This is a genomic window from Streptococcus sp. DD11 (assembly GCF_001578865.1).
GTDB classification, from domain to species: Bacteria; Bacillota; Bacilli; order Lactobacillales; family Streptococcaceae; genus Streptococcus; species Streptococcus panodentis.
On sequence record NZ_KQ969392.1, the window covers coordinates 619,467 to 633,141 of the forward strand.

The 13,675-nt window shown below is 49.0% G+C and carries 14 protein-coding genes and 1 pseudogene; 7 read left to right on the forward strand and 8 right to left on the reverse strand.

Annotation, left to right across the window (positions count from 1 at the left end):
• Positions 1 to 216 precede the first annotated feature (216 nt).
• The 3 genes from STRDD11_RS02890 (at position 217) to STRDD11_RS02900 (ending at position 2,602) form a co-directional block, all read left to right on the forward strand.
• Positions 217 to 627: a hypothetical protein gene (locus STRDD11_RS02890; RefSeq protein WP_128835145.1), complete on the forward strand. Its 411-nt coding sequence runs from the start codon at positions 217 to 219 to the stop codon at positions 625 to 627.
• 156 nt (positions 628 to 783) lie between these two features.
• Positions 784 to 1,530, forward strand: a complete 747-nt coding sequence (locus STRDD11_RS02895; RefSeq protein ID WP_128835147.1) for a DeoR/GlpR family DNA-binding transcription regulator — start codon at positions 784 to 786, stop codon at positions 1,528 to 1,530.
• A 244-nt stretch (positions 1,531 to 1,774) separates the two neighbouring features.
• Positions 1,775 to 2,602: a Cof-type HAD-IIB family hydrolase gene (locus STRDD11_RS02900; RefSeq protein WP_128835149.1), complete on the forward strand. Its 828-nt coding sequence runs from the start codon at positions 1,775 to 1,777 to the stop codon at positions 2,600 to 2,602.
• Positions 2,603 to 2,634: 32 nt separating this feature from the next.
• On the opposite strand, the gene STRDD11_RS02905 is transcribed toward STRDD11_RS02900, so the two are convergent.
• The 6 genes from STRDD11_RS02905 to STRDD11_RS02930 all read right to left on the reverse strand — a co-directional run bounded on the left by STRDD11_RS02905 (position 2,635) and on the right by STRDD11_RS02930 (position 7,688).
• Positions 2,635 to 3,117 (reverse strand): GNAT family N-acetyltransferase, encoded by a 483-nt coding sequence (locus STRDD11_RS02905; RefSeq protein WP_128835151.1) that lies wholly within the window; start codon positions 3,115 to 3,117, stop codon positions 2,635 to 2,637.
• A 108-nt stretch (positions 3,118 to 3,225) separates the two neighbouring features.
• Positions 3,226 to 4,494: a D-alanyl-lipoteichoic acid biosynthesis protein DltD gene (gene dltD, locus STRDD11_RS02910; protein WP_128835153.1), complete on the reverse strand. Its 1,269-nt coding sequence runs from the start codon at positions 4,492 to 4,494 to the stop codon at positions 3,226 to 3,228.
• Positions 4,487 to 4,726, reverse strand: coding sequence for a D-alanine--poly(phosphoribitol) ligase subunit DltC (dltC, locus tag STRDD11_RS02915; RefSeq protein WP_128835155.1), 240 nt, complete (start codon positions 4,724 to 4,726; stop codon positions 4,487 to 4,489). Before dltC ends, dltD begins: the two co-directional genes overlap by 8 nt.
• A 21-nt stretch (positions 4,727 to 4,747) precedes the next feature.
• The gene (gene dltB / locus STRDD11_RS02920) at positions 4,748 to 5,992 is read right to left on the reverse strand and encodes a D-alanyl-lipoteichoic acid biosynthesis protein DltB (RefSeq protein WP_128835156.1); all 1,245 of its coding nucleotides are present in this window, start codon (positions 5,990 to 5,992) and stop codon (positions 4,748 to 4,750) included.
• Positions 5,989 to 7,539 carry a D-alanine--poly(phosphoribitol) ligase subunit DltA gene (dltA, locus tag STRDD11_RS02925; protein ID WP_128835158.1) on the reverse strand — a complete coding sequence of 517 codons (1,551 nt, stop codon included), beginning with the start codon at positions 7,537 to 7,539 and terminating at the stop codon, positions 5,989 to 5,991. The genes dltB and dltA overlap by 4 nt, the downstream gene beginning before the upstream one ends.
• 17 nt (positions 7,540 to 7,556) lie before the next feature.
• Positions 7,557 to 7,688: a teichoic acid D-Ala incorporation-associated protein DltX gene (locus STRDD11_RS02930; RefSeq protein ID WP_128835160.1), complete on the reverse strand. Its 132-nt coding sequence runs from the start codon at positions 7,686 to 7,688 to the stop codon at positions 7,557 to 7,559.
• Positions 7,689 to 8,222: 534 nt separating this feature from the next.
• Here STRDD11_RS02930 and STRDD11_RS02935 point away from each other — a divergent pair.
• The 4 genes and pseudogenes from STRDD11_RS02935 to STRDD11_RS02955 all read left to right on the forward strand — a co-directional run.
• Entirely contained in the window at positions 8,223 to 8,561 is a 339-nt protein-coding gene (locus tag STRDD11_RS02935) for a PadR family transcriptional regulator (protein WP_128835162.1), read from the forward strand.
• Positions 8,536 to 9,135: a DUF1700 domain-containing protein gene (locus STRDD11_RS02940; protein ID WP_128835164.1), complete on the forward strand. Its 600-nt coding sequence runs from the start codon at positions 8,536 to 8,538 to the stop codon at positions 9,133 to 9,135. The genes STRDD11_RS02935 and STRDD11_RS02940 overlap by 26 nt, the downstream gene beginning before the upstream one ends.
• Positions 9,128 to 10,189: a DUF4097 family beta strand repeat-containing protein gene (locus STRDD11_RS02945; protein ID WP_128835166.1), complete on the forward strand. Its 1,062-nt coding sequence runs from the start codon at positions 9,128 to 9,130 to the stop codon at positions 10,187 to 10,189. Before STRDD11_RS02940 ends, STRDD11_RS02945 begins: the two co-directional genes overlap by 8 nt.
• Positions 10,190 to 10,320: 131 nt before the next feature.
• Positions 10,321 to 10,867, forward strand: a pseudogene (locus STRDD11_RS02955) (LD-carboxypeptidase); the annotation flags it as partial.
• Positions 10,868 to 11,243: 376 nt separating this feature from the next.
• On the opposite strand, the gene STRDD11_RS02960 reads toward STRDD11_RS02955, so the two are convergent.
• Positions 11,244 to 12,509: a carbohydrate-binding domain-containing protein gene (locus STRDD11_RS02960; RefSeq protein ID WP_128835172.1), complete on the reverse strand. Its 1,266-nt coding sequence runs from the start codon at positions 12,507 to 12,509 to the stop codon at positions 11,244 to 11,246.
• Between the two features lie 19 nt (positions 12,510 to 12,528).
• Complete coding sequence (locus STRDD11_RS02965; protein ID WP_128835174.1) at positions 12,529 to 13,245, reverse strand: polyphosphate polymerase domain-containing protein; 717 nt, start codon at positions 13,243 to 13,245, stop codon at positions 12,529 to 12,531.
• Positions 13,246 to 13,675: the final 430 nt, after the last annotated feature.

Consider the following 13,675-nt stretch of genomic DNA (forward strand, 5'->3'; position numbering starts at 1 on the left):
TGTCAGAGCGATTCAGGAAGAATTATTTTACAAAAATGTTACAGAGAAAAATCTTGCTTTCTCTCTCAAACCCTTGCGAAATATGGACAGATTCGGTTTTTTGTGTATTTTTTATATGTCATTTAGGTTAAAGCGGTATGTTATTTTTGTAACTTTCTGTTTTTGTTTGATATGCTTGTCATAATCGTTTAATATTATACTTAGAAGGAGGGTAAAATGAAAAAATTATCTAAAATTTCTTTATTTTTATTACCACTAGTTGCACTTTTTGTTTTAGCAGGCTGCGGAAACGCTGCAAATAAAGATACAAAAGAGAGCTCAAGTTCCAGCTCAAGCTCTAGCGTATCTTCTTCATCTAAAGCCAAGACAAGCGCTTCAAGCTCTAGCAGCTCAGCCGAAGAAGGCGGAAGTGCCAGTGTCAATGTTAACGGCGGAGATGTCAGTGTTGAAGCCAATGGCGGCGACGAAAGCGGCAGCGCTTCTGTTGAAGCCAATGAGAACGGTACTGCTAATGTAGAAACTGACAGCGCCGGTGTTAATGTAAACGAAGATGGTGTCCATGTCCAAGGCGGCGGTGTTGATGTTAAGGTCGGCAGCGACGGCTCTGTCAATATCCAAACACCTTAATTGAAAAATGTGTTTCGATGATGATAATGATGAAAACCGAGCTCTACTCGGTTTTTTTGATGCTCATATTTACAAAAACTTAAAAATCATTAAAAAGACTTGCAAAGACTTATTTAAAATGTTATACTCTTCTTAGCAAGACAAGGAGGGAAAAGCATGTACCAAGAACAGCGCCTTTCCAAGATGCTGGAGTTGCTGCAGGATAAAAAGCAGCTGGCTGCCAAGGATATGATGGACTATTTTCAGGTTTCCAAGGACACCATCCGCCGGGATTTTTCCATTCTGAGCGACCGCCGGCTGGTCCGGCGGACCCATGGCGGCATTATCCCGCTGGAGAAGAGCCAGCAGATTCCGTCCTTTAACGACCGCATCAGCCAGCTGACCCAGGAAAAAAAGGCTATTGCAGCTAAGGCCCGTGACTTTCTCAAGCCCGGCCAAGTCAGCTTTTTTGATGTTTCTACCGTGGTCCTTCATCTGGCCCAGCGCATTGAGCTGCCTATGACCATTTACTCCCACTCGCTGGACAATGCTATCATGCTCAGCTCTCAGGAGCAGGTGGATTTTCATCTCTTAGGCGGAAAATTTCATCCTAAAAACCGCTTTTACTATGCCCTCAATGAAGCAGAGCTTTTAGAGCAGACTTCCTTTGATACTGCCTTTATCGGGGCTGCCAGCATCCGTGACGGTCTGGTCAGCTTTGAGGATCCGGAAGACGCTCATCTGAAAAAGCTGGCACTGAAGCATGCCAAGACCAAGATTCTGCTGGCTGAGCAGGCAAAGCAGCACAAAGATTCTAGCTATATCTTAGGAACTATCAGCGACTTTGACTACTGGATTACCGACCAGCAGCCCAGCCCGGAAGTGGAGGAACTGCTGGCAGGTCAGGTAACCATTATCTATTAGAACCGGCACTTGATGGATAACCATTGCATTCAAGATTATATAGTTTTTTAGTTTGCTTTTAGTAGTGGGCGGTGGGACAGACTCCCTTCACTCTTTTGTTTCTAAACTCAGGCTGAAAAAGTTCCCCAAACCTTTTCACTCCCCCGGACTGTTAAAGCAAAGCGAGCTAACGACGTCATAAAAGATAAACTAAATGACTGTATTGTGGCCAACGCTTATCTGCAACTTCAAAGGAGGCAGCACTATGACCAAACGCACCATCCGTCTGATTATCAGCGACATTGACGGGACTATTTTGAACGACCGGCACCAAGTCGACCAGAAGCTGAAGGACATGATTCCGGCACTCAAAGAGCTGGGGATTCCTTTTGTACTGGCTTCTGCCCGGTCGCCTCTGGGCATGGAGCCTATCGCACAGGAGCTGGGGCTGGATGGCAATCCGCTGGCCTGCTACAACGGCGCCTTGGTGATTAAGGGCGACCCCCAGCGGTACAGCACCATTATCGAGCACCCGCTGGATAAGAAGGAGATTCGGACCTTTCTGGAATTAGTCAAGGCCGAATTTCCCAGCGTTTCCATCAACCTCTACTCCGGCAAGGACTGGATTGCCGACCGCTTGGACCAGTGGGTACAGATGGAAGCTGACATCACCGGTGAGCAGCCCATTATCCAGAATGCCCTCCTGCCGGTGCTGGATGTCCTGCTGCCCCTTCACAAGCTGCTCTTAATTGATGAGCCGGCGGTCATTCAGCAGCTGCATGCCTACCTGCAGACACTGGACTTTCCTCATACTGCCTTCTACCTGTCCAAGGACAACTACCTGGAAGTCACAGCCAAGCATGTGTCCAAGGAGCAGGCCCTGCAGGAGATTGCCCAGTATTACCAGACTCCGCTGGAAGAGGTCATGACCATCGGTGATAATTTCAACGACATCCCCATGCTGCGGCTGGCAGGACTGGGAGTCGCCATGGGCAATGCGCCGCAAGGCGTCAAGCAGGAAGCCAATGTCCAAACCTACAGCAACAACCAGCATGGGGCAGCCGAGGCTGTGGAGAATTATGTGTTGATATAAACCAAAAAAATCTGCCGTCAAGCAGATTTTTTCTATTGGTGATAATCATAAGCAAGCCGTGGACTGCCGTCTGCCAGATAGATCCTGCCGCATGGGGCAAAGCCATAGCGCAGCACTGCAGCCTGCATGGCCTGATTGTCCGCATGGGTATCGATGCGCAGATAGGGCATCTGCTGCAGGCAAAAGTCAAAGCACTGACGGGCCAGCCCCTTAGCTTGGCCCGAGGAGGCTATTCGGTGGATGGTGCCGTAAGGTTCTGAGAAATGCCAGCTCCCATCCTCAATGACCTGATAGGCCGGGTCCTCTCCGATGATGAAGGCGAAGGTGCCAACGATGCACCCCTCCTGCTCAACAACATAGGAAGTTCCTCTGGCTATATCCTCTTCTACTATAGTCCGACTAGGATAGGAAGCGGGCCACTGGGTCGGGTTTCCCTGTTCCTTCATAAACTGCCGGGCTGCATCATAAATTGCCATAATAGCTGGGACATCTCTGGATTGAGTGGGTCGAATCATCTGCTCATCTCCTTTAAAAACTAAGAATGGCTATCCTAAAGCCGGCTGGGCCAGCTGGAGCAGCCGCCCTGACCTGAGGAAAATTTCCTTCTCTTCCACCGCTGGCCTTTACTCAAATTCTTCCGGTTTGCCAGTATACTGGGCCCATTCCTTGCTAAAGAATCTCTCATTGATTTGGTAGCTGGGAGCCGGCTGGGGATTGGCTACAAAAGGATCGACAGCCTTGTCAAAGGCCAGCCAGCCATTCCAGCCCATATGGATGGTATCCTGCATAAAATAAGGTTTGTCGCCGTCCTGCGAGAAGTCGGCAATGTTGCTAAAGCCCTGACTTGCCAGCTGATACTTGATTTTCGCGACTGTCCGCTCATACATGTCCGGACGCAGGCCAGTGTAGGCCGCCCACTTGGCATTCACTGGGGGAATGACAAAGATCACGTTGGTCCTGGATTTGGCAAATTGATTCAGAACCAGCTGCAGATCGCCGTATTCCGGTGACTTTTCATAGGAAATGCGCTGTTGAAAATCCTTGTATTTCCTGAGTTTGCGGGCTACGCGCAGCTCATAAAAATTGTCATCAATGCCAAAATCATTGCTCTTGGTATGCTTCTTCGCTTCTTTGATGGCAATTTTTTCCAAATCCTGATAGGAAAAAGCATCCGGCAGCTGATCGACATAGGGCAGGACCTGCCTGTCATAATTGTCATTGTTAGGAGCTGCCAACATACTGAAAACAGCATCCTGCCGCTGGTTGAACTGGGTCATCATTTTCAGATAATCCTCCTCAAAGCTGGTCAGCTGCCTGCGGTCGCGAATCTTCTGCACGGTCTCTGCCATAGCCACTCCAGGATAGAGCTGCAAAAGGCGCCGGGCTGCATACTGGGCTGCGGCATCTCCCTGCTGCTGGCTGAGGTAGGCCGTCAGCTGATCGCTGTTGAAATACTGCTGAAAGGCAGATGCATCATAGCCAGTCTTGGTAAACCACTGGGGCGATACGACGTAGACTGCGGTCTGTCCCTCCAGCTGCGAGGACATCTGCTGCATGCCAAAGTACTGATTGAGCGAAGCTGCCCCCCGCTGGCCCAGAAAGTAAGGCCGGTAGTTACGGTCGTACTTCTCCGCCAGCACAGCCGGATGCACACTGTCAAAGCGCAGCCATTCGCTGGAGCCGAAGAAAGGCACAAAGCGCAGCTTCCTGTCAGTCAGGGCTGTCATTTTCTTGCTGCGGCTTTTGAAATTCTCCGCCGTCAGGGTCACTGCTGAGCGCTTTTCCGTCTCTGCATCATGCTTTATCTCGATTGGATAGAAAAATACCAGCAGGGCGACCAGAGCCAGTGCACAGAAAACCGGCCCCAAAATCAGCCATAACCGTTTAAGCATCACGGAGCTCCGTCACGCCTTGGACGATTTTATTAGCTGTATTCCAGTCATCGCGGCCAAACTCTGATACAGGAACGCGAATATCAAAACGGCTTTCCAGCTCTACAATCAGCTCCACCGTCCCCATACTGTCTAAGACCCCCGCATCAAAGAGATCCTCGTCCATCATGTCAGAGACATCTTCCATAAAAAGTTCGTCGATAATTTCAATCACTTCTGCTTTTACATCCATCGTAATTTCCTCCTTCATTTTTTATTTTTTAAACCAAAGCTCATTTAAAAATCCGGAAAAGATTAGAAATGAGAGCATGACAACATTGAAAGTAATCACAATCCCCAGAGCCTGAGTCCACTTGTTATCAGGCAGGGGAGGCAGGCCCTTGGCCTTGCGCTCTTTATTGAGCGTTTTTTTCTTGCGCAGCCAGGCGTCATTGATGACCAGACCGGCACCGTGAAAGAGACCGTAAGCGATATAATACCAGGTCACTCCATGCCAGAACCCCATCAGCAGCATGTTGAGGATATAGGCTATACTGGATGTTGTATTGCGATTTTTAAAGACCTTATTGCGCATGAGCACCATGACCAGCCGCATAAAGACAAAGTCGCGGAACCAAAAGGACAGGCTCATATGCCAGCGGTTCCAGAATTCCTTCAAATCGCGTGACAGGAAAGGCTTGTCAAAATTAACCGGACTCTTGATGCCCATGAGATTGGAAATCGCCAAGGCAAACATCGAGTAGCCGGCAAAGTCAAAGAAAAGGTCCAGCCCAAAGGCATACATAAGGCCCAGAGTCCCCAGATTAAAGAAGCCGCCGGTATAGAGAGCATAGGTCTTCAGGTGGCCCAGCAGCAAATGGCCGAAGATATGAGCCAGGATAAACTTGTAGAGAAAGCCCAGCATGATATAGCGGACCGACTGCTCCAGCATATCCAGCAGCTCCTCGCGCTCCGGAATCGTTCGGTAATCTTCATTAAAGCGCTTGAAACGGTCAATAGGACCGCTCGAAAAGGTCGGCATGAAAAGCAGGAAGCGCAGGAATTCCCAAAGGCTAAAGTCAGTCAGGACCCCGTCCCGCAGCTCAATCATCATACCGACTGAGCGAAAGGTCAGATAAGAAATGCCCAAAAAGCCAAAAAGCGACTGGTGACCGCTGATAGCCGGCTCTACCTTTACAAAGACAAGCGGCAGCACCGCCAGCAGCGTATGCAGGTAAAAGATCCACTTGCTGTCACGCGCTTTTCTGTAGACTTTATAAGAATAGAGCCAAAGGGTCTGCCAGACGACATAGCCCAGAAGAGCATAAATCTGCACCAGACTGGGTCCTGTCAGCATAAAGACGATAAAGGCCAGGCTGACCAGCGCTTCATAAAGTGGGAAGCGCTTCTTAAAGAAGAGGCCGACAAAGATGGGCAGCACCGCCAGAATGATATAGACAAAGTAAACTGGATTGCCGTAAGGCTCCAGATGAGGCAGCTGTTTGAGAAAATCGATCATCGCTGGTTGACCTCACTGATGAGCCCCTTGATGTCAATCTTGCCGTTGGGTGTCAAGGGCAGGGACTCACGATAGAGAAACTTAGAAGGCATCATATAGGGCATCATAATATCCTGCAGGTCTTCCTTGATGGCCTTGGTGATGTCGATTTCCCGCTCAAACTGCGCAGCCACTCCCTCCTTTAAGATCACATAGGCCAGCAGATTCTGAACCTTGTGGTCTTTATTATAGCGGGGCACAGCTACCGCAGCCTCGATATAGTTGGATTTGTTAAGATTTTGCGACACATCTTCCAGCTCAATCCGATAGCCGTTGAACTTAATCTGAAAGTCCATGCGGCCGCCGTAGAGCAGCAGACCATCTGCAGTCATTGATCCGACATCACCGGTATGGTAGGCCGGCAGCCCTTCAAAGTCAAAGAAAGCCTCTGCTGTTTTTTCAGGATTGTTCAGATAGCCCTTGGAAACGGCCGGCCCGCAGACGATAATCTCCCCCTGCTGACCGTGAGGGACTGTTCGGCCTTCTTCGTCAATGACAAAGGTCGGCGAATCTGCCTTGGTATAGCCGATGGGCAGACGTTTACAGCCGGCCAGCATCTCATCGGTCACAGCCACTGCCGACAGGGCTACCGTTGCTTCGGTCGGACCGTAAGCATTGACAATGCGAGCCTGAGGGAACCGCTCCCGCAGTTTTTTAGCAGTCTTGACGGTCAGCTCCTCACCATCAAAGTAGAAATGCGTGAGCCCCGGCATCTTGTCACTATTGAAATCCTCCGACAGCAGAGCCATATCCGCAAAAGACGGCGTAGACGTCCAGATGGCAATGGGCAGGCTTAAAATCGTTTCAAACAGCTGCTTGAAATCTTGCGCGAGAGCACTTGGCAGAGCAAAAAGCGTTCCTCCCAGCGCCAAGGTCGGCGCCCAGTACATGACCGACAGGTCAAAGGAATAGGGGGGCTGGGCCAGCATCTGCGGCCGGGACGGCGTCGCAAACTCTTTGTCCCCAATCATCCAGTTAGTAAAGCTGAGCAGATTGTCATGGGAAATCTGCACGCCCTTGGGCTTGCCGGTCGTACCGGATGTAAAGATGATGTAGTAATTCTCATCGCCCTTGACTGGATGGGTCAGCTCATAAGCTGTCTGTCGGGCGATAGCCGAGCGGACCTGCTCAGCCGTAAGTATCGCTACTGCCGCATCAGCCAGCGGAAAGTCAGCGATGGCAATCACCAGACTGGGCTCAGCCACTTCTACAATAGCCGCGACACGCTCCAGAGCTGAATGACTGTCAATCGGAATATAAGCATGTCCCGACTTGGTCAGAGCCACAAAAGCGGCCAGCATCTCATACTCCTGACCGCCATAGACGACGACCGGAGACTTGGCCGGCAGGCCCAGTCGGTCAATCTCAGCCGCCAAGGCATCCGAATCCGCCTTGAGCTGGCCGTAAGTATGAACTTCTCCCAATATATCATAAACCGGAAAGTCCGGCTGCACCTGAGCAAAAGACTCAATGGTTTCTATCATATCATGTATTGCAGTATGTGACATCGTTCTTCTCTCTTATATTAAAATTCATTGTAAATAAAGCCGCCCTGCCCTTGGCCAAGATAACTGAAAAAATAAAGCAAGGCCAGAAAAATGAAAAAGTAAAGCAGGGTCTGCCCGATAAATTTGTAAAGAGTTTTGTGTTTTTTCATATTCATTTCATCGTTTCTGTCTCATTTAGATAGACTGACACCATTTTACCATTTTATAGAAGAGGATTTCAATTTATAACCTATGAATTCACGAAAGTTCTTGTAAAAATGAAGAAGCGTATTTGGAAAAAAGCAGGCGACGCTGACGTGGTTTGAAGAAATGTTTGAAGAGTATAAACAGCGGCTAATCATAGAAGTCTGACATTCTTTTGACACTGCTCTGTCTGCAGTCTTCCAGCCTCACTTTCGTGTTTCTGGGACTGGATAGTTTTGATGCAAACTGCATTTGCCTTATCTACAGCCTCCAACAATCCAGTGGATTGTTGGAGCGAACGGCCCCAGCATTTGAGAAATGGGCAAAAATCTAAAACAGCATCAATATTTGAAGAAAACATCCGCTATTTTAAACCGAAAGTTCTGCTTTTTAAAAAAATATATAAAAAATTTATATATTTACTTGACATTTGTTTTAAAAGAAGGTACACTACGTATATAAAGATTATATATAGAATTTTTACACAAGGAGGTGTGCATATGTATTTTCCCACATCATCTGCTCTGATTGAGTTTCTTATCTTAGCAATCCTTGAAAAAGACGACTCCTATGGCTATGAGATCAGCCAAACCATTAAGCTGATTGCCAACATCAAGGAATCAACTTTATATCCTATTTTAAAGAAGTTGGAGCAAAATGGTTTTCTGGCTACTTATTCACAGGAGTATCAAGGACGCAAAAGAAAGTATTACTCATTAACGGCTTATGGCCAAGAGCAACTGAACACTCTGAAAGATGAGTGGCAGACCTACACGACAACCATCAGCGGCATCATAGAAGGGAGCATCCGCCATGACAAGAACCGAGTATCTAGCTGAGCTAGAAAAATATCTGAAAAAACTACCGCGCAAAGACTACCAAGAGACTATGGACTACTTCGTCGAGTACTTTGACGAGGTAGGACCAGAAGGGGAAGCAGCGGCTATGGCCGACCTAGGCAGCCCCAAGGAAGCAGCCCATGAGATTATGCTGAATCTTTTGGATAAAAAGGTAGAAGAAGACAATCAAGACAGCAATACCCCAAAAAGCACGAAAAGCATCGTCCAGATTGCCATCCTGTCCATTTTGGCGGCACCTTTGGCTATTCCGCTTTTTATAGTGGCCGCAATTTTGACCTTTGTATTCTTCCTCCTGATTTTCATCCTTGCTCTGGTCATGGCTGTAGCTTCCTTTGCCTGCTTTATTTTCGGCATCAGTCTGATCTGGGACGCTCTGACACTGGGACTGACAACCTCTGTCCCAGCCTTCCTGTTCATCCTGGGCTTCAGCGTCCTATCCCTGGGACTGTCCGGTATCTTCTACTCAGGCATTTCTCCGATTTCTCAGTTTGGCAGGAATGGATTTGTCAAACTAGCCCAACTGTTTGCAAAGAAAGGAGTTCGTCATGGCTAATATCAACTGGAAAAAATCTCTCTTATCTGCAGCTGTTCTAGCCTGTCTCTTTGGCGGAGCCTTGACAGCCATCGGCTCCGTTACAGGCGGTGTCAACGACTTGATTCATTCTGCCAATAGCGAGCTAAAGCTAACCAAGGAAGAAAAAAGCTTCTCTGACATTTCTTCCCTCAATATTGACCTGGCAGCCAGAAATCTTGTCATCAGTCAATCTCCTGATGACAAGGCCCATCTGACCTATTATCAAAGCGACAGCAATTATGAGATTGACGGCAAAGCGCTGGGAAAAATCACGGCAACTGATGAAAACGGCTCCTTAAACATCAAGGAAGACAGCAAAAAGTCTTTCTTTATAAGCACTGGCATCCGGATAAGCACTGGCATCCGCTCCTTACTCAGCTTATTTGACCAAGAATCTCAGGAGAAGCGTACTGTGGAGCTTTCCCTGCCCAAGGGGACCAAGCTTGAGACATTCACCGGCAATGCATCTCTGGGCGATGTGACCCTCTCCAATCTGTCGGTCAAAGACGCTGACTTCTCCCTGTCCAATGGCAGCCTGACTGTTAATGACAGCCAATTCACCTCTGGCAAAATCAGTAATTCACTAGGAGATATCACCCTTAATAACAGTCAGATTGGCTCTGGCAAGCTCAGCTTGTCTTCAGGCAGCATCAGCCTGAACAACAGTCAGTTCTCCTCCGGCGAGATTAGCACCGATTTGGGCGACATTCGTGCAAACACCAGCAAAATCTCCGACAGCAGCCTGTCAGTCTCAAGCGGGTCACTGAACTCCGAACAGCTGGAGCTGGCTGGAAAAATCACTATCACCGACCAACTGGGAGATGTCAACCTGAACCTAGTGTCCGGCAGCCTGTCTCAGCTATCCTTTGATCTGAAAACAGAGCTGGGCGACATCAGCCTCCCTGATGATATACAGGTGAATTACGGTAAGAATGATGATGCGATCGGCGGCTCAGCCACCCGTAAGATTGATAACGCCGCCATTGACCTAACCGTCAACAATCAATCCGGCAGCATCAAACTCAGCGAATAACCTTTCCTACTCCTTCTATTTCGAACCCACGAAGCAGTTGAATACGGCGGGTAAGGCAAGCAAAGTTTGTGTCACGCACTCCAGTACTGTCTGCGGCCAGCTTCCTAGTTTACTCTTTGATTTTCTTTGAGTATACGATGGATCCCCTGCAGGACTACCAGACTGAGGGCTGGATCAAGGCCCTGGGCCAGACCAGCTACCAGCTGGCCCCCAGTCAGAAATGGGGCAGCAATGAATGGTATCTGCCAGATGCCCCGCTGACCTTCCAGCCAACTGAATGGAAGGTCTCCAATCCCGGCCAGGCGCGTGCGACCGCTATTGGAGGAAATCTGCCCACCTTCTCCCTCCTGCAGGATACGGCCCTACGCCCCCCAGCCTGACAGCTATGTCCTCTTTGTCGAGGAGGAGGAGGACTATCTTGAATTTGACCGCAATTTGGCAGCCCTCCTGCAAGCCTATCCTAATCCGCAGACCTTGCTCATCGGCAGCCTCCCCAAAGAATGCCAGATGACAGAAGACCTGCTCCTCTACATCTTGGATAAGCACCCCGTCCTCAAGACCATTCCGGTTATGTACGATCTGGACTTTGTTGCCCACACCCAGCCGCTTTTTACCATCACCATCGGAGCGCAGGTGACGGTGGATACGGACAGGATGCTGATTCAGTTGGATGAATAGCAAAACAGCCCCTCATCTCCTTCTGGAATGAGGGGCTGTTTTATATAGATACTCAAATCAAACGAGGCAACGAGCCGCTGCTTTGACATCCAGCTTTGCTTGACTTTATTTACACTTCGTCGTCCCAGCTTCGAGCTGTGCGGAGGTGGGAATCGAAGACTCCGCCTCGCCGATTTTTTATACGGTATCTTCCAAAAGATGCATCCCTCTGTGGATGAGAGCACAGCCATCATGGGATGCTGTCTCACTCTCGCCGCTCAAAATGCTCCAGCAGAGGTTTTGCGATTGCAGATAGCGCTTCTGATTGGAAGGATCCGCTTCGCTCGTCAAAGGGTATAACGGCACTTGGACTTGGTTTTCGAAGAGTCTGACTGGATTACCATCCGCCGGGCCCGCCGCCCTGACCGCCGGGAGCACCACCGCCGAAACCGCCGCCGCCAGGTCCGTCAGCTGTGATTTCGGTACGGGTTTCACCATTTACAGTAATGGTGCCGCCAGTATAGGTGGCTGTTCCGTCAAAGTCAAAGGCAGAAACGGTGGAAGTGATAGCCAAATTGCCGCCCGACATGATGATATCACCGTTGGAGTCAAGGGCATCGGTATCTCCCTGACCAACTTCTACCTTGATCTCCCCGCCGGTAATCTTGATAAAGATGTCCGCTCCGCTCACGTCGCTAGCAGCATTGATACCGTCATCCGTCGCGTAGAAGTCCAGTTCTCCTCCATTAATGGTGACATTGGTTCCTTCCAAAGCCTCTGTACTATTGGAGACCTTAATAGTGCCGCCGTCAATCACAGCTGTATTGCTAGCGTGGAGCCCGTCATCTCCGGCATCAATCGTGACGGTACCGGACTGGATATAGAGATTGCCCAGTGAGGTATCATTGTCATTATCAGCATGGATGGCATCCTCTGTCGCCTTGACATCAATCGTCGCATCCTTGATATTAAGGGCATTGTCTGCGGAGAGGCCGTGCTTGGCTGCATTGATAGTATAGGTGCCGCCGGTCACTCGCAGGGTGCTTTCCGACTTGATGGCCGTTTCATATTTGCCATCGACCGTCAGGCTGCCGGAGCCATTGAGAGTCAGATCCGAACTGCTGAAAACAGCCGCATCCGCGTCAGTATTGCTGTGGTTAGACGAATCAGAGATAGAGTTCTTGCTGCCATCTGCCAGAGTCAGGGTCGTTTTTCCTGCCTGTTCGACCAAAATAGCCGCATCCGTTCCGGTCATTGTGACACCATTGAGAACGATCTGCACCTGATCGCTGTCACCGGCCTTAACGACGATTTGCACATTTTCACTGCTGCCGGAGATGACATAGGTCCCAGCAGCGGAAATCGTCACAGTTGAGCCGGATACACTGACTCCGTCTCCAGTGCTTTGAGCGCTTGACCCGCTCAAGCTGATGGTTGCTGCCTTGGACGCATCATAAGAAGCATCTGAGTCTTCTGCGGCAAAGTAGTCAGCAGTGTTTGTCTTAGTCTGACTGGTACTGGCTGCGCTGGTGTTCTGACTGCTGCTGGTGCTGGCTGTTGTGCTGCTGCTTGAATTGGTGCTGCAGGCAGCCAGAGCCAGAGTGGCCAAGGCTAAAGGCACTAAGAGTTTGATTTTTTGAAATTTCGATTTTGCTTTTTTCATGTTTCTGTTCCTATCTAGTTTACTTGCTTGGGATATAATCTGCGGCCTTTTGATAGGCCACTCCGTATTTGGAGAAGGAGGCTGGAGTCAGCTGATAGCGCTCCAGTATGTCACTCAGCCAGGCAGGGCAGGCCCCTGGCAGTTTGACCTCCATGATGACATGATCAGCCGGCAGGAGGGGGTCTCCGTGACGGCCGTCCAAGAGGCTCAAATCGTACGGACGGTAAGTCAGATCATGGTCAAAGGTAATCCGAACAGCCGCGTCCTCAAGACCTTTCATAGAGTAGCGGTTGTAGCAGATCAGCATCATGGGTCCAATCTCGCCGAAATGCTGGGCAAGCCAGTCGATTTCCTCACGAATCTGGCTGTCTTCCAGCTGGCTGCGGTCGCCGTCCAGATAGGCTTCTGCCGTCAGGAGATTGCTGACAATCCGGCGCTTGTAGACGATGCCGCGCATCTTTTTCTTTATTTCCAGAAAAACCTGACTGCCTTCTGTCGGATATTCTTCATAAGTGCGGAGACGCAGCTTCTCATCAAAATAAGGATTTTCCAAAGTCTCTCGGATAATCTGATAGGTCGGCGTATCATAGTAGAGATTATTGATGGTTGAGTAGGCATGCTCGTCTTCGACTAAATAGCCTTCAAATTCCTGCAATAAATCCAGCAATGTTTCCTTCCGAATAATATATTTGCTTTCAAAGCGCTGAAAATTTTTCTTGATTGTTTTTTTAGCCATGGGATTCTCCCCCTCTGTCTTTCTTAAATCTACAGTCATTTTACGGATGAAAACTTAAAAGAAAGCTAAAGAAAACTTAAAGAAAACAAAACAGGAAATTTTCCTGAACAATTAAAAAGACTTGTAAAAACAGTCTCTGCCAGGCTCTTAGTCTGTATTTTCTGTCTATCGCACCCCCGTAGTTTGCTTTTATTAGGGAGATGGTCTGGAGGTAAAAGGAAAACGAACTGACGGACTGTCCGATAAAAAAACAGAAAACCTGCACACCGTCAACACCTGCCCTTTCTATTTTAAACAAACCCGAACTGTCGGAACGCGCGAAAGATAAGCCCATATGGATTGAAAATAGAAAGAGCAGGACCAGCTGGCAAACTGCTTTTCCAAGACCCGATACAGCTGAAACCATCAGCCAAAACGGGGCAAGTCTGAA

Coding starts and splice junctions, on each gene's coding strand:
- STRDD11_RS02890 (WP_128835145.1), top strand. CDS start 217: ATGAAAAAATTATCTAAAATTTCTTTATTTTTATTACCACTAGTTGCA.
- STRDD11_RS02900 (WP_128835149.1), top strand. CDS start 1,775: ATGACCAAACGCACCATCCGTCTGATTATCAGCGACATTGACGGGACT.
- dltB (WP_128835156.1), bottom strand. CDS start 5,992: ATGATCGATTTTCTCAAACAGCTGCCTCATCTGGAGCCTTACGGCAAT.
- STRDD11_RS02965 (WP_128835174.1), bottom strand. CDS start 13,245: ATGGCTAAAAAAACAATCAAGAAAAATTTTCAGCGCTTTGAAAGCAAA.
- dltD (WP_128835153.1), bottom strand. CDS start 4,494: ATGCTTAAACGGTTATGGCTGATTTTGGGGCCGGTTTTCTGTGCACTG.
- STRDD11_RS02895 (WP_128835147.1), top strand. CDS start 784: ATGTACCAAGAACAGCGCCTTTCCAAGATGCTGGAGTTGCTGCAGGAT.
- STRDD11_RS02930 (WP_128835160.1), bottom strand. CDS start 7,688: ATGAAAAAACACAAAACTCTTTACAAATTTATCGGGCAGACCCTGCTT.
- STRDD11_RS02960 (WP_128835172.1), bottom strand. CDS start 12,509: ATGAAAAAAGCAAAATCGAAATTTCAAAAAATCAAACTCTTAGTGCCT.
- dltC (WP_128835155.1), bottom strand. CDS start 4,726: ATGGATGTAAAAGCAGAAGTGATTGAAATTATCGACGAACTTTTTATG.
- STRDD11_RS02940 (WP_128835164.1), top strand. CDS start 8,536: ATGACAAGAACCGAGTATCTAGCTGAGCTAGAAAAATATCTGAAAAAA.
- dltA (WP_128835158.1), bottom strand. CDS start 7,539: ATGTCACATACTGCAATACATGATATGATAGAAACCATTGAGTCTTTT.
- STRDD11_RS02935 (WP_128835162.1), top strand. CDS start 8,223: ATGTATTTTCCCACATCATCTGCTCTGATTGAGTTTCTTATCTTAGCA.
- STRDD11_RS02945 (WP_128835166.1), top strand. CDS start 9,128: ATGGCTAATATCAACTGGAAAAAATCTCTCTTATCTGCAGCTGTTCTA.
- STRDD11_RS02905 (WP_128835151.1), bottom strand. CDS start 3,117: ATGATTCGACCCACTCAATCCAGAGATGTCCCAGCTATTATGGCAATT.